The sequence below is a fragment of the Gracilibacillus ureilyticus genome, assembly GCF_900111195.1.
Taxonomy (GTDB): domain Bacteria; phylum Bacillota; class Bacilli; order Bacillales; family Amphibacillaceae; genus Gracilibacillus; species Gracilibacillus ureilyticus.
In genome coordinates, this window is the sequence record NZ_FOGL01000010.1 from 1 (window position 1) to 20,300 (window position 20,300).

Consider the following 20,300-nt stretch of genomic DNA (forward strand, 5'->3'; position numbering starts at 1 on the left):
CGATAAAATAACGTGGTTTGTCTACCGAAAATATGGTGATGTTGCACTTTTTGTATTCGATAATCATGCACTTTTTCTGTTACTTGGTTACAACTAGGACAATGATGAGGGACACGCTCCAATTCCACATGAAGTTGGTAATTGCCATCTTGTTCGAATGACTTTGTAACGATAACCCCTTCTAATCCTGGTAAAGAAATGTTAGAATTCAATTACACGCATCTCCTTTTTGTGATTTGTTTATTGGTCTAAACAAAGTGTAACAAAATTAGGAGATTGCGTGTTTTAATTTGTTTGAATTTTCTCTTTACCCCAACATATATTTTAGAGCCCTAATTAAAGTGACACGGGATTTTCTTACAATCTTTTTTCCAATTTTGCTTTTTCTTCTTCGAAACCAGGTTTTCCTAGTAATGCAAACATATTTTTCTTATATGCTTCGACACCAGGCTGGTCAAATGGATTAACTCCTAATAAGTATCCACTGATCGCACATGCTTTTTCAAAGAAATAAACAACATAACCGAAAGTATATGCATCTAGCTTAGGTAAATGAACCAGCAAGTTAGGAACTTGGCCGTCTGTATGTGCTAGAAGTGTTCCCTGGTATGCTTTTTCATTTACAAAATCTAAAGTTTTGCCTGCAAGGTAGTTTAATCCATCTAAATCCTGCGCTTCTTCTTCAATCGTAATATTTGATTTAGGCTCTTCTACATGAAGAACGGTTTCAAAAATATCGCGGCGTCCTTCCTGTACGTATTGACCTAATGAGTGAAGATCTGTCGAGAAATTTGCGGAAGATGGATAAATTCCTTTAAAGTCTTTTCCTTCACTTTCCCCGTACAATTGCTTCCACCACTCAGAGAAATATTGAAGTGCCGGTTCATAGTTGATCAGCATTTCAATGGTTTTACCTTTGTTATACAAGATATTTCTTACTGCTGCATATTGATATGCCGGGTTTTTTGACAAATCTGCTTCTGCAAGTTCCTCTTGTGCTTTTTGTGCACCTTGCATCATTTCATCAATATCAACACCACTTACAGCAATCGGAAGCAAACCTACTGCTGTTAGTACAGAATAACGGCCGCCAACATCATCCGGAATAACAAAACTCTCATAGCCTTCTTCATTTGCTAATGTTTTCAATGCGCCTCTGGCTTTATCTGTTGTAGCATAAATACGGCCTTTCGCTTCTTCTGCTCCGTATTTTTCTTCAAGAAACTTTTTGAAAATCCGGAAAGCAATCGCAGGTTCTGTAGTAGTACCACTTTTGGATATTACATTTACAGACACATCTTTATCTTTTAATACATCGAACAAATCATTAATATAAGGTGCACTAATACTGTTACCAACGAAGAACACTTGTGGAGTATTTCGCTGTCCCTTAGCTAATTCGTTATAGAAAGAGTGATTTAACATTTCTATTGCTGCCCGAGCTCCTAAATAAGAACCACCGATCCCTACCACTAAAAGGACGTCTGAATCTGATTTAATCTTGTCTGCAGCTTTTTTGATACGGGCAAATTCTTCTTTATCATAGTCAGTTGGAAGGTCCACCCATCCTAAAAAGTCATTACCTGCACCTGTTTTGTTATGTACCATTTCATGCGCTAGTTTCACTGGTTCTTTTAAATAATCTAACTCATGCTGACCAAAGAAATCTAGTGCTTTTTCATAATCAAAGCGAACATGTGTCATTTTTTACCCTCCATAAAATTATAATTACTCTATAAATGTACCGGATAATCAGCTTTAAATCAAGCTTCGGCATATGAGTTTTGAAATTTCCTGTCAAAATTTCAAAAAAATTCTGAATATTGTTAGAATACTCTATCCCAATACACGGAATGATATAAAAAGGAGAGAAGTTGTAAAAAGAAAGGAGAGATTACAATGAAAAAATTAGCATTACTCCTCATTATTATAGGCGCTTTAAACTGGGGTTTAATTGGTCTTTTTCAATTTGACCTTGTCGCAACATTATTTGGCGGCGGCAGCCAGGAAGGACTATTTGCAAGAATCATTTATACAATTGTAGGTATAGCAGGCTTAATTAGTATCGCCTTTCTCTTTGATTCAAATAAAGAATAAACCGGAAATTCCGGTTTATTCTGATTGTTTAATCCATTCCTTTAATTTATCTTTCAATGTGTTGAAGCCGTGTTCTCCTTCTTTTTCACTGATATTCCCTTCATCCGTGTGCTTATTTATGCTTTCATTTTCATTCAGTGCTCTGATGGATAATGCGTATTTATTATTATCCTGGTCAATTTCAAGAATTTTAACTTTAACCTTATCCCCTTCTTTAATATGTTCATGAATATCCTTTACATAACCGTTTGTGATTTCCGATATGTGAACCAATCCCTGGATCTCATCCGTAAGTGCAATAAACGCTCCATATGGCTGTACTCCTGTTACTACACCATCAACCGTATCTCCTACATGAAATTCATTTGACATTACTTCATCTCCTTGTACTGTTTTTATACTTATATAAAACGTTTCATAGACAATAAGTAATGTTAGCATAATTCCTTTTATAATAGCAAAAATTTTATAGAAAAACAGGAAAGTAATCATTTTGCTATAGCAGTAATTAACTATTTTAAAAATTTTTAATATTTTTTTGTTTTAGATGTTTATAAAAAATGCAGGTGGGTATAATTAAAACATGTAAGACTTTCTCGTATTCCCCCTGGATAGCAAAGCGATTAAATCGCTTTGCTTATTTTTTTCCTATAGACAAAGGAGTTCCAAAATGACTAATTACATTTGGTACAAAGAACATTCCATTTGTTATGAGATTCATCCCGCAACGAATATCAGTCAGCCAAATTACCTTGTCCTGCTACATGGATTTCTTGCATCAAAGTATTGTTTTCGACACCTGATACCTTCATTGACTGAGAATAACCATATCATATCAATTGATATCCCGCCATTTGGAAAAAGCTCCAAAAACAAAAATAATTTATATACATATGATCATATCGTTAAAGCCATTTTTTTTCTTTTAGATCAATTAAAAATTAATAAGGTTTCCATTATAGGTCATTCTATGGGTGGGCAAATAGCTCTTAGGTGCAGTTATTATTATACAGAGAGAATAAAGAAACTGTTTTTGCTTGCACCGTGCTCTTTTATGCACCCGTCACCTCTGTTTGCCCGATTGATTAGCAGTAACCCTCTTATACCGGTAATTGCTAAAAAGTTTCTGAAAACGAAAGGCGTATTTGAGATATTGCGTCAATGCATGTATAATGATGCGCTCATTACTGAAGAAATGCTTGAGCAATATAAAGAACCTTTTAAGGATGAGGCCATTTACCGTTCAATAATGACATGGCTGAAAGATCATAAAGGAGATTTAGTGGAAGAACAGTTGATCACCATCAAGACCCCATGCAGTATTTTTTGGGGAACAGATGATTTAATCCTTCCGTATGAGTTAGGTTATGATTTACTGAAATGCATACAGAACGCAAAACTTTATTTATTTAGCGAAGTTGGTCACTTTCTTCCTGAAGAAATACCAGCAAGAATTGTTCACATAATTCAAGGAGAGTTGAAGACATGAAACTTTTCAATCAGGTAAGATCATGTTTAAATATAATTACACATGTATAAAAAATCGAGGAGAGTCTGTTTATGAATCAACAATTTGAACAAATTATTGACAGAAAAAATACCCGTGCCGCAAAGTGGGATTTAGTAAAGCAATTATACGGCTCCGAAGACGTCCTGCCAATGTGGGTTGCTGATATGGACTTTCAAGCTCCGGAAGCAGTTACCAGTGCTCTAAGCAAAAGGGCAGAACATGGAATCTTCGGTTATACAATGACGGATAAGGAAATAAATAAGGCAGTAACAGATTGGTTAAGTTATAAACATGAATGGGAGATTCATAATAGCTGGCTTTTATACAGCCCGGGAGTGATCACAACATTACATATGGCAATTCAGACCCTGACAGAAAAAGGGGATAAAGTGATGATACAAACTCCTGTATACCCCCCTTTTTATCAGATAGTTAACATCCATGAACGGCAGTTAGTAAAAAATCAACTGCAACTTGTTGACGGAAAGTATGAAATTGATTTTGAAGATATGGAGAATCAATTTAAAAAAGGAGTAAAAGCTTTTATTTTATGTAATCCTCATAATCCTGTCGGCAGAGTGTGGACCAGAACAGAACTGGAAAAAATGATTTCGTTATGCTTGAAATACAATGTATACATTCTTGCAGATGAGATTCATGCAGACCTTGTCTATGAGCCAAATAAACATATACCCATTGCTTCTCTTAATGATGCCGTTTTGCAGCAATCAGTTACTTGCATGTCGCCAACAAAGACTTTTAATTTAGCCGGTTTACAGGTTTCCTATGCGGTTATTCCCAATAAAGAGATTCGCAAATCAATGGAAGAAAGATTTCATATGCAAGGAATTCATGGATTGAATACAATGGGAATAGTTGCTCTGGAAGCAGCTTATAATGAAGGAAAACAATGGCTGACAAATTTATCAGAGCAATTAAAAGTAAATTTAGATTATGTGACAAGTTCATTAGAACAAAGAGATGATATAAGTGTGATTAAGCCTGAAGGAACCTATCTTGTATGGTTAGATTTCCGTGCACTAAACCTTTCTCAGGATGAATTACGAAAATTTCTTCAGGAGAAAGCAAAAATTGGATTAAATGATGGTATTACTTTTGGTGATGAAGGAACAGGGTTTATGCGGATCAATATAGCAACCCCACTGGAATTGGTTAAGGAAGGAATACAAAGACTTATTGCAGCTTTAGACGAACGTAAAAAGGAAGAAGAGTAATCTACTCTTCTTCCTTCTTCGTTTTTGTGTCCGTTTCTGTAGGATCTGTTGGTTCCTGCACATTCTCAGCTTCATCAAGAGAAATAATACCGCAAACCACCCTTGCTCCTGAATTGCCTCCAGGCTGGCTGATCCCGTCATCCTGACTCTGGTGGATAACTATAGACGTTCCATCTTCTTTAAGAAGCGAATTCTTTCCATCCATTAAGGTAGCTCCTGGCAATTCGAATTCTACATCAGCCGTACCATCCGCTTCTACCTCCAGATTAGGCATATCACCTAAATGGGAACCATCAGGGTGCATTAAACCATGTTCATTTCCCTCAGGATTTAAATGATTTCCGGCAGTTTGAAAATCCGGCCCCTCACACTTAGGGTATTCGTGAATATGAACACCGTGAAAACCCTGATCTAATCCTTCCACTTTAATCTGTACGGTCACCATGTCCTGCTGTTCCTTAAAAGTCGCTGTTCCGACTGCATCTTTGTCTGCATTATACAAGCGGACTTCAAGCGGGGATCTCGTGTCCTCCTGGCATGCCGCTAACAATCCTGCTGTTAAAATAAGAATAATAATTACCCTGTTCATCCCATCACCTCTCCGTATTTATCCATCTACTAGTATGGACAAATTTAAGAGAATTAATCACCATGATGGGCTGTACAGACTATTTGTACTTATCCTCCCATTTCTTTTCTTCTTTTTTTGAATGCTTTACTAGAAAATACATGGCAGTTACAGCTGCGGTAACAAAGAAAAACAGACTAATAATTGCAGGTATATAAGCTGATTTATCATCAGGGAAATACAGAAATTCCATCATATTTATCACTTCCTTACTAAATCTCTTGCTAAATAACAAGTACAGAAGATAAAAGAAAAAAAGCTAGTAAGAGCAACTAGCTTTCATTCATAGATAATAGTGCATAGTAGTAAACATAATTCTCTTTTAGTGTAAACACTGTTTTTATTATTTACCTAAATGTTCCTGAATAGTTTCAGCAATTCCTTCTAATGCTTGATCTTCATCATTTCCATCAACTGAAATACGGATTTCCGCGCCTTTTGGTACACCTAATGACATAACACCCATTATTGATTTTAAGTTTACTGTTTTTCCATTATAATGTAATTCGACATGTGATTCATACTGACCAGCTTTATTTACGAGTAAAGTCGCCGGGCGTGCATGAATACCAGTATCGCTCTGGATTGTAAATGTTTGTTCCTTCATTCTAATTCCTCCCCTTTAATCAGTGCTATTTTTTCATAATGTATCCATTTTCATTGTAGTGAATTTACTAATTCTTATTATATACGATATCGGAAAATTTAGAAACTAAAATCATAAGAAATTTTTCGATTGTTTTCTACAGGTATAATTTGTATTAGTAAAATGAATATGATATTTTCATACTAGTAATGAAGTTTACAGAACATAGGAGGATGTATAATGAGTGTACATATAGGGGCAAAAAAAGGTGACATTGCTGAAACAATTCTATTGCCAGGTGACCCACTGCGCGCTAAATATATCGCTGATAATTTTTTAGAGGATATTGTTTGTTACAATGAAGTACGGGGAATGTATGGCTTCACAGGGACTTATAAAGGAAACCGTATTTCAGTACAAGGTACCGGTATGGGCGTCCCATCTATTTCTATCTATGTTAATGAGTTGATTCAAAGCTATGATGTGCAAAATTTGATTAGAGTAGGAACATGCGGGGCAATCCAGAAAGACGTAAAAGTACGTGATGTCATTCTTGCAAGCACATCCTCTACAGATTCACAAATGAATCGGATGATTTTCGGCGGAATTGACTATGCCCCTACTGCAGACTTTTCTCTGCTAAAAAATGCATATGATACCGGAGTAAACAAAGGATTATCACTAAGAGTTGGAAATGTCTTTACAAGTGACAGTTTCTATAGGGATAATATGAAGGAATTACTGGCATTGCTTGATCAATACAATGTATTAGCAATTGAAATGGAAACGACCGCACTGTATACTCTAGCAGCTAAATTTAACCGTAAAGCCCTCTCAGTCTTGACTGTTTCTGACCATATCATAACAGGGGAAGAAACGACTGCCGAGGAACGCCAGACAACATTTAATGAAATGATTGAAGTAGCACTGGATGCCGCTGTAACGAATTGATTTCCATCTTTTTAAAAGGGGATTGGTAAGCTGCCTTCTCCTTTTTTCAAATTAATTTAAATTCCTTTGCTAATTTTAAATTGTTGTAAAATCTCTTAATTTGTTATCACGTCAAAAACAGCTATGCTATAATAGTGAATAATCATCACACAGAACACTGCTTACTTCACTTCAAAGAATAAGAAAGGATGTCAGCAATTTGGAGCTTTTTGCAAATTTTCCGTTATGGGCTGCTTTAATTGCAATCTTCACAGCACAAGCAATTAAAGTACCTTTGCATTTAATTGCAACAAAAGAATTTAAACTTGGACTAGCTTTTAGTACAGGAGGAATGCCAAGCAGCCATTCTGCTGCTGTTACAGCGGTTTCTACAGGCATCGGTATTGAGCATGGTGTATCTTCAGGACTATTTGCAGTATCCTGTGTCTTTGCCATTATTATTATGTTTGATGCAACTGGAATCAGGAGGCAAGCTGGAGAACAGGCAATCCTTTTGAATATGCTGGTGAAAGACTTTCATCGGTTTGTTTCAGAAGCAAAGGACTGGTCTCAAAAAGGTGAATATGAGAAACAGAAAGAACTAAAAGAGCTCTTAGGCCATCAGCCGATTGAAGTTTTCTTCGGGGGACTTTCAGGTATTATTATCGCTTTTCTATTACACCCGCTTTTTTAAACTGACTTTCTAAAATTCTAATTTTATGTATAGCAAAAACAGTTCCATGTATTTCTACCGGAACTGTTTTTATATAGTTTATCATTCTGACTGGTATTGGGACCTGAAAACTTGGAGTGCTTCCGTATTATTTAATGCAGTAAGAACATCTTCAGATAAATCTCCGTTACCTCGTTCAACCACATACACATCAACTTCTCTTTTCCCCCACTTTTCAAATACTTCTTTAACTGTAGGATAATATAAGTCAATTTTGTTGCCTTTGATTGCACTTCCTGTATCTGCTACTACCCCATAACCATAGCCTGGGATGAACAGTATAGTACCGATAGGAAAAACAGAGATGTCAGCAGCAATCGTTGAATAGAGATCTCGCTTTACTTTCACCCCAGAGTACGTTATCCCGTATGCAGGATGGTCAGGAGATTTCCCTGTTGATTCTACTCCTGCCGTATAACCTGTTGCAACTACCTTCTTTTTCTCAAACTGGGTTAAATCAATTGTTTCTTCTAATGTCGCCGGTGCAGTTACCTGCTCACTGGAAATATACTTAGTTACATTAGACTGTTTCCTGACATATTTCTTTTTACCAATCATCTCTTTTGCGGGCGCTCTATTAAATTCTATCTTTCTAATATCATTTGCATCCAGACTTGCAAAAACATCGACTGATGAAACATTGGCAATAAGTGAATAACTCGACAGCAGAGCTAAGATGAATAACAGAACGAATAGACTTTTCCTTAAAATTTTGTAAATTACCATAAAAAAAGATCACACCTTTCCTAGGTGTCATCTTTTCCAATTTTATTCGTTTTATACATCTAAAACATTTGATAACCATTTTTTCTAAGGAACCTAATTACAAAACCAGCTGCCAATGTGCCGATAAAGCCTGATGATAGTATAATTACATCCTGTATGCCAAGTGAAGTGAATTCATGGGCTAACGATGAAAAGGCAGCCTCAGGTTCAGTAAAATAGGCAGAAAAGGAGACTGTGTCTACAATAAATATGACAATGACCGGAAATACAACAGCCATTAGCCAGGTTTGTTTTAAGATCATATTTAAAATAAAACTAATCCCGAAAAATAAAACAAAAAACAGTAATACTGAAATAAACAATTGAATCATTGTGTTTCTCCCTTACTATGTATCTATCCTAATATTTTATTATTTGTCATGATGAAACGCAAGTACAAGCAGATAAAGGCTTATAAGACTGACTGTTATATGGAAAAAGCAGAGGGAAATTCCTCTGCTTTTAATAATTATCCAAAAATGTTAAACTTACCTTTTTTCAACACTAAACCTACACCGCCGATTTTGAATAATGCGCGGTTATCTATCACTTTTTTCATCACTGATGCAGACCAGCCAAATAATTTCTTCCCACCAAAGATAGATCCCATTGCATCTTTTTCACCTAATGAACAAACTGTTCCACGGTTAATAAATTCAAATTCCTCTAATTCTCCACCTTTAATAAGAGCAATTAAGTTATGCGCACAGATCTCTGCTTCCTGCATCGCAATTTGCGCTGTTGGCGGGTATGGACGGTCAATTTCTTTGTTCCAGATCAATGCACAATCCCCTACAACAAACACATCCTTATGTGATGGTGCACGCAGATTTGCATCTACCTCTACTTTACCCCTGTTATCTTCTAAGCTTGACTCTTCTACTAAATGGTTGGCACGCACACCCGCAGCCCATACAGTAGTTAGTGTAGGAATATCTTCTCTCACACCATTCTGTTCAATCGTAATACCATCTGGACGACATTCTTTCAAAAATGCACCTAGTTTAAATTCAACACCACGTGCTTCCAAAGAGTTCATGGCATATTCAATCAACTCCGGATCGAATCCAGGCATAATGGTATCCATTGCTTCCACATTGATTAATCGTACTTTGCTTCGATCAATATCATACTCTTCACAAAGCTCAGGTACACGGTTCGCAAGTTCCCCAAGGAATTCAATACCTGTAAAACCGCCGCCCCCTACAACGATGTTCAGTCTTTCCTGCTTCTGAACTGACTCATTGTTATACTTTGCAAATTGGTATTCAATATGCTGACGGATCAGTCTTGACTGGTTAATACTTCCGATTGTAAATGCATTTTCAAGCAATCCCGGAATTCCGAATGTAGCTGCTTCAAATCCTAATGCAACAACTAAGTAATCATACTCCAATACTCCGTTTGTCAATTCTACTTTTTTCTCATCAGGTTTTATAGCTGTCACGGTATCCTGAACAAAATTAACTTTCGCCGAATTAATTAAATCAGTGATTTTCATTCGGCCGCGGTCATGGTGAAGAGTTCCTGCAGCAACTTCATGTAACCATGTAGATTCATAATGATAGTCATGCTTATTCACTAAAGTAATATGTGCATCGTTCACACCCAGTTTCTTTTGAAGCTTAGCTACAGTAGTTAAACCACCATAACCTGCCCCCAATACAACAATTTTAGGTTGGCTCATCTTTCTCACATCCATTTAAGATTTTTGTTTTTCGAATACGTGATATTTTTCACGTACTACCACATACTCGTACAAATATATTAATTAGTCCATAATATATGTTAGTCCTTTTTACGACATTTTTCAACCCTTGATTTTATTTTTCCCAATAATTATTTAAGTATCACTGCTCAATGGGAGGAAGGAAGTAGCTTTCTTCTGTTCATTTATATTAAAATTATGTTAAAATAATAGCCATTGATGTATCTTATAGGGGGAATCTATTGTGTCTGAACAAGTTTATGATATAACAATAGTGGGTGCCGGTCCTGTTGGATTATTCACGGCATTTTACGGAGGTTTAAGACAATCGTCGGTTAAAATTATCGAAAGCCTGCCGCAAATCGGCGGACAGCTTAGCGCATTATACCCAGAGAAATATATATATGATGTTGCCGGTTTTCCGAAAGTGCGTGCTCAGGAACTTGTTGATAATTTAAAAGAGCAGACAGATTTATTTAAACCTGAGATCGTATTAAATCAGTCGGTTGAGACGGTTGAAAAACTTGAAGACGAAACGTTTAAAATTACAACAAATGAAGAAGTCCATTATTCCAAAGTGATTATTATTACAGGGGGAAATGGCGCATTTCAGCCACGAAAATTAGCACTGCCGAATGCAGAGCAGTTTGAAACAAGTAATTTGCATTACTTTGTTGATAACATGGAGAAATTCCGTGACCAGAAAGTCGTCCTGTTTGGTGGAGGGGATTCTGCTGTTGACTGGGCATTAATGTTAGAGCCAATCGCAAAGGAAGTAAGCCTTGTCCACCGTCGTGCTGAGTTTAGAGCACATGAAAGCAGTGTTGAGGCACTTATGAATTCTAATGTAAATATTCTTACACCATATGTACCAGAAGAATTAAAAGGCGATGAGAAAATCGACCAGGTTCTTTTAAAAGAAGTTAAAGGAGAAAAAGAAATCAGATTAGACATTGATCATGTTCTCGTTAATTATGGATTTATTTCTTCATTGGGCCCTATTAAAAACTGGGGTCTGGAAATTGATAAGAACAGCATTGTAGTTAACTCGAGGATGGAGACAAATATACCTGGCATATACGCTGCTGGCGATATTTGCACATACCCTGGAAAAGTTAATCTGATTGCAGCAGGTTTCGGTGAAGGACCTACCGCTGTCAATAATGCGAAAGCGTATATGGATCCAAAAGCCAGAATTCAACCAAAACACTCAACAAGTATGTTTTAAGAATAGTGAAGAAGTGAATGCTGATCAGCATTCACTTCTTTTTTGCAAGCAGCAAAACAAATAATATGAGGATAATTACCACAAAGCCTGCTAAGCTGAAAAATAGGTTGGCAAACCCTGTATACACTACAATAATACCTAGCAGAAAAGACCCTAAGGCGATGCCAGTATCGTACATTGTGTAAAAGGTAGCATTTGCATGGCCACTTCTAGAAATAGATGATCGTTCAATAACTAAAGACAATAAAAATGGCAACAGGGAACCATATCCGATCCCGATAATTGCTGAAGCAAGTAAAAATGTAACAACTGAACTGCTGAAACCGAGAACAATGAATCCGGTCGAAAACAGTAACATACATGGGATGATTACAATTCTGGGTCCATGTAAATCAAATTGACGGCCTAAGTATGGTCGGGACAGAAGCATTGCAATCGCAAATACTAAAAAGAAATAACTGGACACATGACTTAAACCTCTACCATCTGCATAAACGGAAATAAATGAAATAATACTCGAGTAGGCAAAAGCAACGAATAAACCAATCAATGAAACAGAAACAGCTTTTTGTTCAAATAAGTTTCGAATCGACCAGTTAATTGTGCTTTTTTCATCTGCTTTTTCATTAATAGTTCCACTGTGACGGGCTATGAAGGCCATGAACACACTAACTATAGTAAATATATTTAATACAACCAGGAGAATATGATAAGTAAATGACTGGGAAATAGTAAGTCCTATAAATGGACCAATTACGATAGCAACATTCATGGACATGGTAAAATAGCCAAGTCCTTCTCCTCTTCTTTCTTTCGGCACAATATCTGTAGCGATAGAAGACGTGGCAGTTGTTAATATTCCAAAAGATACACCATGAACAAAACGGAGAATCAGTAAGCTGCTGTAGTTATTGATAAATAGATAGCCTACTGTAGTAATAGCAAAAATAATCACACTAATTACGAGCATATTATTCTTTCCATATTGAAGTAAAATATTCCCTGAAAATGGACGAACGAGTATCGCAGCTAATAACATTACTGTGACGACTAAACCTGCCTGTCCTTCTGAAACACTCCACTCATCCATTACAAACAAAGGTAATGTAGTTAGTAATGAATAGAATGTGATAAATACAAATAGGTTAACTAAACCTATACTGATAAAACTTTTCGTCCATATTTTTTGCCTTGACACTGTTAACCATCTCTTTCTATTGTTAATTTATCTAGTAATTCCTTAAAAAGGGAAAGTTCCTCCTCCGAAAGATTTTCCAAAAATTTCGATTCACCTTTTTTTATTTGCCTGAAAATTTCCGGGAATTTGTCGATCGCCATTTCTGTTAACTGTACGACTCTCTCCCGCTTATCTGTTCCAACTTGGCGGGTAACCCAGCCACTTTTCTCCATCCTTACCAATGTCCTCGTGATGGTCGGTGCTTCTACTTTTAAATTTTGCCATATCTCTGTCTGAGTCATTCTCCCATTTTGATGCAGTGTGTATAATATCGTCCATTGGGATGAATAAAGATCAAATGGCTTTAACCATTCATTTATTTCTCTCATTAGAATCCTTTGTTTCTGATTAAACAAATGTAGCAGATTACTTGTATCCAAAAGGAACACCTCCAAAGTTTATTTACCCAGGTAAATAAATAACTTTACAAGTTTACCGTACAAATTATTAAATGTAAAGAAGTTTTTTAATCAAAAAAACTAGCGGCAATAATTAGCCACTAGTTTAAAATTTAGCAATTTTCAGGTGTTCCTTCTCTTTCTTTCGCTTTGAAAGAGGATCCACAACCACAAGAAACGATTGCATTCGGATTATCAATGGTGAAGCCTCCACCCATCATGTTTTGTTTGAAGTCAATCGTAGTTCCTTTTATTACATCAATATCGAACTTCTTAATTGTTAGCGGAATGCCATTAGTTACTTCAGTATGGTCAAGTTCTTCATTGACATCATAATCGAATCCCAATGAATAAGATAAACCACTGCAGCCCCCGCCTTTTACACCAAACCGCAATCGGACGGTTTCCTCATCTTCTTCCTTCATCATTTCCATTATTTGATATTTCGCATTATCTGTTATATTTAATATCATTAGAAAAAACTCCTTTTTCTAAGCAGATTTATAATTAGTACTATTAAGTATACAAAGGATTCTCTATTTGTTCAATCATTACGCTCCCAGTAAAATGTGCCAGAGACAGTGGTTTCAGCCTTACCTCTCATCCAGACTATATCATCAGTATCCCAAATGATATATAAGTCTCCACCAGCTAAATGGACGGTAATCTCTTTGTTTTTTTCCAGTTTTCCGTTGAGTATTGACGCAACAACTGAAGCACAAGCACCCGTTCCACACGCCTGTGTAATTCCAGAGCCTCTTTCCCAAACTCTAAAATGTATTTCTTGATCATTTACTTTTTCGATAAATTCTACATTTACCCCTTCCGGGAAGCGGGAGTCTTTTTCAATTACCGGTCCTAATGTCGTTAGTGGGGCTTCTTCAATATGATCCACAAAAAATACTGCATGAGGGTTACCCATTGAAACGGCAGTTAGGTCTAAATGGTAATTCTCCACCTGAAACGGCTCTGCGACCACTTGTAATGCTGACTCACCTGTCATAGGTATTTGTTCCCGCTCCAGTATCGGTTTCCCCATGTTTACCGTAACCTCTTCTATACGAGAACGATTGCCATGGACTTCTGCAATGACATTTCCCGCTTTCGTCGCAATGGTAAATTGCTTGTCATGAACAAGCTCATTTTCATAGGCAAACTTCGCCACACATCTAAGGCCATTTCCACAGTTTTTGCCTTCCGATCCGTCATTATTAAAGATTCGCATGCCAACATCTGCGTCACCGGTTGGGTGGATTAGTATCAAGCCATCAGATCCGATTCCTGTATCTTTATTGGCAACTGCTATCGCTAATTCACTAAGATAATCTTCTTCCACTGGAAAATCAAACACATTAATAAATATATAACTGTTTCCTAGCCCATGCATTTTTGTAAAAGGTACGTTCATTGTTCATTCTCCTTATATTCCATCAAATAATTCTTCATCAACATAATTATATATATTATCTAGCAATTCATCCGGTGAGTCTGCCTTGACTGGCTTACCATTTACTATTGCTACGTAATAATTTCTGCACAGCCCGCAAAAACTTGTACATCCATATTCCGCTACATTAAAATCCGGGTCTGTAATTAACTTTTTTCTTACCTTTTCACTGCCTTTTGCTAAATTTTTGACGCAAAAAGCGATATTTACAGTTATCAATATTTTATCACACCTTTTAAAAAGAAACTTTCCCATCATCATAAGTTTAACATAATTCTGTTATTATATCTGATAATTTCTTGGATTTACTAAAGCAAAAACTCTTTTATTTACAAATTCTTTTATTCAAGCTAAAATATAAATGAGATCGTTTATCAAACTTGTGATATAACGCATAGTAAATTTAACGTTATGCTTTTATAATAGAAGGAAGATTGGAAAGGAGAATACGAGTCATGGAACAACAAACAGAACAAGTGCAGGAAGTGCTGAATAAATTACGTCCGTTCTTATTACGTGATGGCGGAGATGTGGAACTAGTTGAAGTAGATGAAGGAATTGTAAGATTACGGTTAATGGGGGCTTGTGGTAATTGCCCTAGTTCAACTATTACATTAAAAGCAGGGATCGAACGTGCTTTAATGGCTGAAGTTCCCGGTGTAAGAGAAATTGAACAAGTATTTTAAAATATAGTGATATGAAAAAAGAGAAACGATTTCTTCAATCGCTTCTCTTTTTTTCTTCTTATTCCTGTGGCTGTATTTCCTGCTGCTCTTCGATATATACACCTGTATTTTCTACCTGCAGTGAAAGCCACTGATAATCCGGATATTCATATTTCCATTGTTTCACAATATTGAACACATTTTTATCATCAACAACAGCAATCATTGTTGGACCGGCGCCACTTAAAAACACCCCATAAGAGTTCCTAGTCAAATATTCATGTAACTCATCATAATGTGAGATTAATGATTTGCGATATGGCTGATGGAAATAATCTTTATTCATCATTTCCCCTAGGAGTTTCCAGTTCCCCTGGCATATCGCAGCAACACTAACATTGGCTACACTGCTTGCCTGGACACTTTCTTTATAGCTAAACTCCTTCGGCAAAACAGCCCGGGCATCTTTTGTCTTTAATTCAAAATTAGGAATTACTGCAACAAAAGTTACTCCTTTTACCGGAATTTGTGTATAACTTACTTTTCCATCATAATGCCCGATAACACATCCTCCCAGTAATGACGGTGCCACATTATCAGGGTGTCCTTCAATTTCTGTAGCTATTTGCAGTTTTTCGTCCTCACTTAAGTCGAGATCCAACAAAGCGTCTGCAAGTTCAATTCCGGCAATTATTGCTGTAGCACTGCTTCCCAGTCCTCTTGCCAGTGGGATATCACTTTTCATTACTACCTGGCATGGGGGAAGTTCACGTTCTCCCCCATACTGATTTGCTACTTTTTCAGCGATTTCATATACTAAGTTGTCTTTCCCTTTTGGGATACTTTCCAAACAATCAGAAGCTGGAATGAATTCCCACTCATCTGCCCTTGTTACTTGTAATTCTAAATAAAGATTTAAAGCTAAACCAATCGAATCAAATCCTGCACCTAAATTAGAAGTACTTGAAGGTACTTTGATCAACCAGCTCATGCCTTGACACTACCTAAGATTTCGCTCATTACTACTTCTTCCTCATTTGGAAGAACTGTTGGTTTTACTTCACTATAGTCAATCGCTGTATTAGGATCCTTTAATCCGTTGCCAGTAAGTACAGTGACAACAGTAGAACCTTTTTCAACCTTGCCTTCTTCCAGTTTCTTTATCAAACCGGCAATGGATGCACAAGAAGCTGGTTCTGCAAATACCCCTTCATTTTGAGCTACCCATTTGTATGCAGCAATCATTTCTTCATCTGTAATCTCATCGATCTCTCCGTTAGATTCATCGCGGGCATTTACTGCACCTTGCCAGCTTGCAGGGTTACCAATTCTTATCGCAGTTCCAACAGTTTCAGGATTTTCAAAAACGCGATCATGAACAATGGCTGCAGCACCGCTCGCTTCAAATCCCATCATCTTTGGTAAACCAGATTGCTTGCTGTCATTATATTCTTTGAAACCTTTCCAGTATGCCGTAATATTTCCTGCATTTCCAACCGGAATAAATAAGTATTCCGGAGCTTTTCCAAGTGCATCAACCACTTCAAATGCAGCTGTTTTTTGGCCTTCAATTCTGTAAGGATTTACAGAGTTAACCAATGCAACTTTTCCTGTTTCCCCGAGTTTACGAACAATTTTTAAAGCATCGTCAAAATTTCCCTGAATGGAATAAATTTCTGCACCATACATAACTGCCTGAGCCAGTTTCCCCTGGGCAATTTTACCTTCCGGAATAACTACTATACAGCGCAATCCAGCACGTGCTGCAAATGCTGCCGCTGAAGCAGAAGTATTACCCGTTGATGCACAAATAACTGCTTTGGCACCGTCTTCTACAGCTTTTGCCATTGCCATAACCATTCCACGGTCTTTAAATGAACCAGTTGGATTCAGCCCTTCGTATTTTGCATATGCATTAATGCCATACTTTTCAGATAATTTCTCCAGTTTAATTAAAGGTGTATTACCTTCATGTAAACTGATCATTGGTGTGTTTTCTTCAATTGGTAAGTACTGTTTGTATTCTTGTAATAATCCTTGCCAAGCCATTAATTAATCCTCCCCATCGACACGATAGTAACTGATAATACGATTTACTACGTCTAATCCTTTTAAATTTTCCCGACTATTTAATAATTGCTGTTTACTGATTTTATGGGTTACCATAACGATTTCTGCCATTTTCTCTTTTTCTGATGGTAATTGTAAGATTTTCGCAAAACTTACATTTTCATTTGTAAATACATTCGTGATTTTCTGGAATGTTCCGGCAGTATCATCCACTTCCATCCGGATGAAATATTGCATATACTTCTCGTCATCCTGTTTTAATTGTTTTTCATACTGTGGTGTAATATATTCGTTTCCCGTAATTCCAAGTCTCACATTTTTGACAACTTCCATCAGATCGGAGACTACTGCAGTTGCAGTTGGCAAACTTCCTGCCCCGGGTCCATAGAACATTGTTTCTCCTACAGCTTCACCATATACATACACTGCATTGAATTCATTTTTTACTAATGCGAGCGGATGGTCTTTAGGCAGCAATGTCGGTTCAACACTTACTTCTACTTTTCCCTTATGGATAGAGGCAATCCCTATCAACTTAATAGTATACCCTAAACTTGTAGCAAAAGTAATATCTTCTTGCGAAATTGTTCGAATTCCGGCAATTTCTACATCCTCTAATCCGATTTCCATTTTAAATGCTAAATTCGCCAGCAATGTCATTTTTCTCGCTGCATCTAAACCATCTACATCTGAAGTTGGATCAGCTTCTGCAAAGCCCAATGCCTGTGCTTCCTTTAGAACAGGGTCAAAAGCTAAATCTTCATCTGTCATTTTTGTGAGAATATAGTTAGTAGTACCATTAACAATCCCCATAATTTTCTGAATTTTATCAGATGCCAATCCTTCTGTTAACGAACGGATAATCGGTATACCGCCAGCTACACTTGCATCATAGAAAATATCACATTTATTTTCTTTCGCTAAACGTAAAAGTTTTTGTCCATGAACGGCCATTAAATCCTTATTGGCTGTTACAATATGTTTCTTATTGCGAATAGCCTGCTCTAACAGAATATTCGTATCTTCAATTCCGCCCATTACTTCAATAATTATATCAATTTCCGGGTTATTAACTAATTCATCTGGATTAGTTGTCAGCCATTCCTGCTTAATTGAAACATCACGTTTTTTATGAATATCATTAACAAGAATTTTCTTTATATCAATTTCACTTCCAACTTTATACTTTATTTCTTCTGCATGGTCTTTAAGAATCTTTACAACACCAGTTCCTACTGTGCCTAGACCGCACAAACCAACATTCACCTGACTCATGAAATTGCCCTCCCTGATTGTATGTTTTACGGATACATTTGTATGTGTATAGTGGACATTATACATGTCTCTAACTAGTTAATCAAGATACAATTGCCCTCAATTTGAGAAAACAATACTTCTTTATGGAAACGACTTTATCTTTCATTTCTAAAGAAAAAATGCATCTCCTCTTAACAGGATGATGCATCCCAGACTTTTACCTCATTAACCAATCTAATTGTATACTAAACTCTTCTCTCTGTTCAATCCCTATATCAAAAAAAAAGTTCCGTAAGTTTTTTTCGTAATTGCTTTGCTGCTCAACAACATCCAACAGTATTTGTTCCCCTCCATCCTCCCGGATACATTGATCAATTTTATCATAGATGTGAATCGGAAAAATGAGTCTTGCATAACATAATTTCCAGCCAAAAGGTGATAGTGAAGATGAGGATAAATAATCAGTGAGGAACCCCTGGACAGCCGGTTCCTTTAAACCACCCTCTTTCAGCATGTATGGTCTTAAGAATTCTGCTAAATCCCTCGCTGCATGGTCATATATTAAATCATGTATCCAAATAAATTTATTCTCTAATTGGTTATGTAACCTGCCAAAAGCAAATACCGCCTGATCATATTGATTAAAATACTGATCTTTCTCCACAATATTTAAATATTGGACAGCATTTTCTGATAATCCAATAATATATGGGAATATATCAGCAAGTGTACGCATAAATGGTGGCACAGGACGTTGCTGATAATAAGACTGGAACAACCCCTCATACTGCTCTATTTTACTTATCCATAACTCTTTCCACCTCCCGTAATTATTTGTCATTTGAGGCTGATAAGGAAATTGATAACCGAAATGATGAAAAAATGCTAAATACTGTCCCTTAGACATTCTTTCAACAGATTGAATTTTTGCATAACATACCATGTACTTTTCTTTCCCCAGGGAAGTGATAAATTGATTATGTACATTTAATAGCGGACATACGACGTGTCGCATTCCTTGTTCATGAAAATAACTTGCTATTACATATTTCTCCCACGCATCTTCTTCACTCAATGTGACCGGTACGACAAAGTAATAAAATTGATCATCAGTGTATGTGGAAAAGGGCTTTTCATCCACTTGTTTACCAGGGGTGTTTATAGGGTAATGCAAAAATATCGGATGCATACTTATTTCCTCCCTTAAGGTATGATTCATATCTTTCTGGTATAATAATATATGTAAATATGTTGATAAAAATGAAGTGTATAGGATGTGATGGAAGAATGGAAAAATCAGAACTGGAATTGAAAGCACGTCAATTGCTAAAAGAGCGTGGCGTTGAAATTGAAGACATCGCAGAGTTAGTGTATTACCTTCAAAACAAATATCAAGAGAATCTAACTATGGAAGATTGTTATGAGAATGTTGATCGCGTGTTAATGAAGCGGGAAGTGCAGAACGCTATCTTAACAGGGATTGAATTAGATCTGTTGGCAGAACAAAAAAAGTTAGCTTCACCATTACAGGAAATTATCGCAACAGATGAAAGCCTATATGGGATTGATGAAGTTATTGCCTTATCAATCGTAAATGTTTATGGTTCGATCGGATTCACAAACTACGGCTATATCGATAAAGTTAAACCTGGAATACTGGAAAAACTTAATGACAAATCTGATGGTGACTGCCATACTTTTTTAGATGACATAGTCGGAGCAATAGCAGCGGCTGCCTCATCAAGATTGGCCCATGGTGCTGCTAACAATAAAAGTGTTGATGACGAATAAAAATCATTCGCCCCT

26 protein-coding genes are annotated in these 20,300 nt (G+C 36.6%); 8 read left to right on the plus strand and 18 right to left on the minus strand.

What is annotated here, in order from left to right; translation table 11 throughout:
• Both BMW36_RS10520 and BMW36_RS10525 read right to left on the minus strand, forming a co-directional pair.
• Positions 1-212: transposase family protein (locus tag BMW36_RS10520; protein ID WP_139180310.1), on the minus strand; the 212-nt coding region annotated here is incomplete at its 3' end.
• Between the two features lie 145 nt (positions 213-357).
• Positions 358-1,704, minus strand: a complete 1,347-nt coding sequence (locus BMW36_RS10525; protein WP_089740849.1) for a glucose-6-phosphate isomerase — start codon at positions 1,702-1,704, stop codon at positions 358-360.
• 195 nt (positions 1,705-1,899) lie between these two features.
• Between BMW36_RS10525 and BMW36_RS10530 the strand changes: the two genes are divergently transcribed.
• Complete coding sequence (locus BMW36_RS10530; RefSeq protein WP_089740850.1) at positions 1,900-2,097, plus strand: DUF378 domain-containing protein; 198 nt, start codon at positions 1,900-1,902, stop codon at positions 2,095-2,097.
• A gap of 15 nt (positions 2,098-2,112) precedes the next feature.
• Here the strand turns inward: BMW36_RS10530 and yugI are convergent, their stop codons facing one another.
• Positions 2,113-2,469: a S1 domain-containing post-transcriptional regulator GSP13 gene (gene yugI / locus BMW36_RS10535; RefSeq protein WP_089740852.1), complete on the minus strand. Its 357-nt coding sequence runs from the start codon at positions 2,467-2,469 to the stop codon at positions 2,113-2,115.
• A gap of 298 nt (positions 2,470-2,767) precedes the next feature.
• Here yugI and BMW36_RS10540 point away from each other — a divergent pair, with 298 nt between their 5' ends.
• Together BMW36_RS10540 and BMW36_RS10545 are read left to right on the plus strand one after the other, a co-directional pair.
• On the plus strand, positions 2,768-3,586 hold the full coding sequence (locus tag BMW36_RS10540) for an alpha/beta fold hydrolase (RefSeq protein ID WP_089740854.1): 819 nt from the start codon (positions 2,768-2,770) through the stop codon (positions 3,584-3,586).
• A 71-nt stretch (positions 3,587-3,657) separates the two neighbouring features.
• On the plus strand, positions 3,658-4,842 hold the full coding sequence (locus BMW36_RS10545; RefSeq protein ID WP_089740856.1) for a MalY/PatB family protein: 1,185 nt from the start codon (positions 3,658-3,660) through the stop codon (positions 4,840-4,842).
• Position 4,843: 1 nt separating this feature from the next.
• Here the strand turns inward: BMW36_RS10545 and BMW36_RS10550 are convergent, their stop codons facing one another.
• From BMW36_RS10550 to BMW36_RS10555, 3 genes are all read right to left on the minus strand, one after another.
• Positions 4,844-5,431 (minus strand): superoxide dismutase family protein, encoded by a 588-nt coding sequence (locus tag BMW36_RS10550; protein WP_089740858.1) that lies wholly within the window; start codon positions 5,429-5,431, stop codon positions 4,844-4,846.
• Between the two features lie 79 nt (positions 5,432-5,510).
• Positions 5,511-5,666, minus strand: coding sequence for a hypothetical protein (locus BMW36_RS20375; protein ID WP_175480423.1), 156 nt, complete (start codon positions 5,664-5,666; stop codon positions 5,511-5,513).
• Between the two features lie 147 nt (positions 5,667-5,813).
• The gene (locus BMW36_RS10555) at positions 5,814-6,077 is read right to left on the minus strand and encodes a phosphocarrier protein HPr (RefSeq protein WP_089740860.1); all 264 of its coding nucleotides are present in this window, start codon (positions 6,075-6,077) and stop codon (positions 5,814-5,816) included.
• 219 nt (positions 6,078-6,296) lie between these two features.
• Between BMW36_RS10555 and deoD the strand changes: the two genes are divergently transcribed.
• Both deoD and BMW36_RS10565 read left to right on the plus strand, forming a co-directional pair.
• The gene (gene deoD / locus BMW36_RS10560; RefSeq protein ID WP_089740862.1) at positions 6,297-7,007 is read left to right on the plus strand and encodes a purine-nucleoside phosphorylase; all 711 of its coding nucleotides are present in this window, start codon (positions 6,297-6,299) and stop codon (positions 7,005-7,007) included.
• 199 nt (positions 7,008-7,206) lie between these two features.
• Positions 7,207-7,680: a divergent PAP2 family protein gene (locus tag BMW36_RS10565; protein ID WP_089740864.1), complete on the plus strand. Its 474-nt coding sequence runs from the start codon at positions 7,207-7,209 to the stop codon at positions 7,678-7,680.
• Between the two features lie 81 nt (positions 7,681-7,761).
• Here BMW36_RS10565 and BMW36_RS10570 read toward each other — a convergent pair whose 3' ends face one another.
• From BMW36_RS10570 to BMW36_RS10580, 3 genes are all read right to left on the minus strand, one after another.
• A complete protein-coding gene (locus BMW36_RS10570; protein WP_089740866.1) occupies positions 7,762-8,445 on the minus strand; it encodes a 3D domain-containing protein in 684 nt (227 codons plus the stop codon).
• A 59-nt stretch (positions 8,446-8,504) separates the two neighbouring features.
• Positions 8,505-8,816 carry a YuiB family protein gene (locus tag BMW36_RS10575; protein ID WP_089740868.1) on the minus strand — a complete coding sequence of 104 codons (312 nt, stop codon included), beginning with the start codon at positions 8,814-8,816 and terminating at the stop codon, positions 8,505-8,507.
• Positions 8,817-8,953: 137 nt separating this feature from the next.
• Positions 8,954-10,171 carry an NAD(P)/FAD-dependent oxidoreductase gene (locus BMW36_RS10580; RefSeq protein ID WP_175480424.1) on the minus strand — a complete coding sequence of 406 codons (1,218 nt, stop codon included), beginning with the start codon at positions 10,169-10,171 and terminating at the stop codon, positions 8,954-8,956.
• A 265-nt stretch (positions 10,172-10,436) separates the two neighbouring features.
• Between BMW36_RS10580 and BMW36_RS10585 the strand changes: the two genes are divergently transcribed.
• Positions 10,437-11,420, plus strand: a complete 984-nt coding sequence (locus BMW36_RS10585) for an NAD(P)/FAD-dependent oxidoreductase (protein ID WP_089740872.1) — start codon at positions 10,437-10,439, stop codon at positions 11,418-11,420.
• Between the two features lie 31 nt (positions 11,421-11,451).
• Here BMW36_RS10585 and BMW36_RS10590 read toward each other — a convergent pair whose 3' ends face one another.
• The 5 genes from BMW36_RS10590 to BMW36_RS10610 all read right to left on the minus strand — a co-directional run bounded on the left by BMW36_RS10590 (position 11,452) and on the right by BMW36_RS10610 (position 14,721).
• Entirely contained in the window at positions 11,452-12,618 is a 1,167-nt protein-coding gene (locus tag BMW36_RS10590) for an MFS transporter (protein WP_089740875.1), read from the minus strand.
• Positions 12,619-12,620: 2 nt separating this feature from the next.
• A complete protein-coding gene (locus BMW36_RS10595; protein WP_089740877.1) occupies positions 12,621-13,037 on the minus strand; it encodes a MarR family winged helix-turn-helix transcriptional regulator in 417 nt (138 codons plus the stop codon).
• A gap of 131 nt (positions 13,038-13,168) precedes the next feature.
• Positions 13,169-13,528 carry a HesB/IscA family protein gene (locus BMW36_RS10600; RefSeq protein ID WP_089740879.1) on the minus strand — a complete coding sequence of 120 codons (360 nt, stop codon included), beginning with the start codon at positions 13,526-13,528 and terminating at the stop codon, positions 13,169-13,171.
• A gap of 71 nt (positions 13,529-13,599) precedes the next feature.
• Positions 13,600-14,463 carry a diaminopimelate epimerase gene (gene dapF, locus BMW36_RS10605; RefSeq protein ID WP_089740881.1) on the minus strand — a complete coding sequence of 288 codons (864 nt, stop codon included), beginning with the start codon at positions 14,461-14,463 and terminating at the stop codon, positions 13,600-13,602.
• Positions 14,464-14,475: 12 nt separating this feature from the next.
• On the minus strand, positions 14,476-14,721 hold the full coding sequence (locus tag BMW36_RS10610; protein ID WP_089740882.1) for a YuzB family protein: 246 nt from the start codon (positions 14,719-14,721) through the stop codon (positions 14,476-14,478).
• A 236-nt stretch (positions 14,722-14,957) separates the two neighbouring features.
• Between BMW36_RS10610 and BMW36_RS10615 the strand changes: the two genes are divergently transcribed.
• Positions 14,958-15,188 (plus strand): NifU family protein, encoded by a 231-nt coding sequence (locus tag BMW36_RS10615; RefSeq protein ID WP_089740884.1) that lies wholly within the window; start codon positions 14,958-14,960, stop codon positions 15,186-15,188.
• A gap of 58 nt (positions 15,189-15,246) precedes the next feature.
• On the opposite strand, the gene thrB is transcribed toward BMW36_RS10615, so the two are convergent.
• The 4 genes from thrB to BMW36_RS10635 all read right to left on the minus strand — a co-directional run bounded on the left by thrB (position 15,247) and on the right by BMW36_RS10635 (position 19,683).
• Positions 15,247-16,158, minus strand: coding sequence for a homoserine kinase (thrB, locus tag BMW36_RS10620; protein WP_089740886.1), 912 nt, complete (start codon positions 16,156-16,158; stop codon positions 15,247-15,249).
• A complete protein-coding gene (thrC, locus tag BMW36_RS10625) occupies positions 16,155-17,216 on the minus strand; it encodes a threonine synthase (RefSeq protein WP_089740887.1) in 1,062 nt (353 codons plus the stop codon). Before thrC ends, thrB begins: the two co-directional genes overlap by 4 nt.
• Positions 17,217-17,219: 3 nt before the next feature.
• Positions 17,220-18,512: a homoserine dehydrogenase gene (locus BMW36_RS10630; protein ID WP_089740889.1), complete on the minus strand. Its 1,293-nt coding sequence runs from the start codon at positions 18,510-18,512 to the stop codon at positions 17,220-17,222.
• A gap of 199 nt (positions 18,513-18,711) precedes the next feature.
• Positions 18,712-19,683, minus strand: coding sequence for a protein kinase family protein (locus BMW36_RS10635; RefSeq protein WP_089740892.1), 972 nt, complete (start codon positions 19,681-19,683; stop codon positions 18,712-18,714).
• 98 nt (positions 19,684-19,781) lie between these two features.
• Between BMW36_RS10635 and BMW36_RS10640 the strand changes: the two genes are divergently transcribed.
• On the plus strand, positions 19,782-20,285 hold the full coding sequence (locus BMW36_RS10640) for a phosphatidylglycerophosphatase A family protein (protein WP_217640956.1): 504 nt from the start codon (positions 19,782-19,784) through the stop codon (positions 20,283-20,285).
• The last annotated feature ends 15 nt before the right edge of the window (positions 20,286-20,300 follow it).

Bases quoted from the DNA above. Each gene is read 5' to 3' on its own strand.
- BMW36_RS10525 (WP_089740849.1), bottom strand. From the start codon at position 1,704: ATGACACATGTTCGCTTTGATTATGAAAAAGCACTAGATTTCTTTGGT.
- BMW36_RS10530 (WP_089740850.1), top strand. From the start codon at position 1,900: ATGAAAAAATTAGCATTACTCCTCATTATTATAGGCGCTTTAAACTGG.
- yugI (WP_089740852.1), bottom strand. From the start codon at position 2,469: ATGTCAAATGAATTTCATGTAGGAGATACGGTTGATGGTGTAGTAACA.
- BMW36_RS10540 (WP_089740854.1), top strand. From the start codon at position 2,768: ATGACTAATTACATTTGGTACAAAGAACATTCCATTTGTTATGAGATT.
- BMW36_RS10545 (WP_089740856.1), top strand. From the start codon at position 3,658: ATGAATCAACAATTTGAACAAATTATTGACAGAAAAAATACCCGTGCC.
- BMW36_RS10550 (WP_089740858.1), bottom strand. From the start codon at position 5,431: ATGAACAGGGTAATTATTATTCTTATTTTAACAGCAGGATTGTTAGCG.
- BMW36_RS20375 (WP_175480423.1), bottom strand. From the start codon at position 5,666: ATGATGGAATTTCTGTATTTCCCTGATGATAAATCAGCTTATATACCT.
- BMW36_RS10555 (WP_089740860.1), bottom strand. From the start codon at position 6,077: ATGAAGGAACAAACATTTACAATCCAGAGCGATACTGGTATTCATGCA.
- deoD (WP_089740862.1), top strand. From the start codon at position 6,297: ATGAGTGTACATATAGGGGCAAAAAAAGGTGACATTGCTGAAACAATT.
- BMW36_RS10570 (WP_089740866.1), bottom strand. From the start codon at position 8,445: ATGGTAATTTACAAAATTTTAAGGAAAAGTCTATTCGTTCTGTTATTC.
- BMW36_RS10575 (WP_089740868.1), bottom strand. From the start codon at position 8,816: ATGATTCAATTGTTTATTTCAGTATTACTGTTTTTTGTTTTATTTTTC.
- BMW36_RS10580 (WP_175480424.1), bottom strand. From the start codon at position 10,171: ATGAGCCAACCTAAAATTGTTGTATTGGGGGCAGGTTATGGTGGTTTA.
- BMW36_RS10600 (WP_089740879.1), bottom strand. From the start codon at position 13,528: ATGATATTAAATATAACAGATAATGCGAAATATCAAATAATGGAAATG.
- dapF (WP_089740881.1), bottom strand. From the start codon at position 14,463: ATGAACGTACCTTTTACAAAAATGCATGGGCTAGGAAACAGTTATATA.
- BMW36_RS10615 (WP_089740884.1), top strand. From the start codon at position 14,958: ATGGAACAACAAACAGAACAAGTGCAGGAAGTGCTGAATAAATTACGT.
- thrB (WP_089740886.1), bottom strand. From the start codon at position 16,158: ATGAGCTGGTTGATCAAAGTACCTTCAAGTACTTCTAATTTAGGTGCA.
- thrC (WP_089740887.1), bottom strand. From the start codon at position 17,216: ATGGCTTGGCAAGGATTATTACAAGAATACAAACAGTACTTACCAATT.
- BMW36_RS10630 (WP_089740889.1), bottom strand. From the start codon at position 18,512: ATGAGTCAGGTGAATGTTGGTTTGTGCGGTCTAGGCACAGTAGGAACT.
- BMW36_RS10635 (WP_089740892.1), bottom strand. From the start codon at position 19,683: ATGCATCCGATATTTTTGCATTACCCTATAAACACCCCTGGTAAACAA.
- BMW36_RS10640 (WP_217640956.1), top strand. From the start codon at position 19,782: ATGGAAAAATCAGAACTGGAATTGAAAGCACGTCAATTGCTAAAAGAG.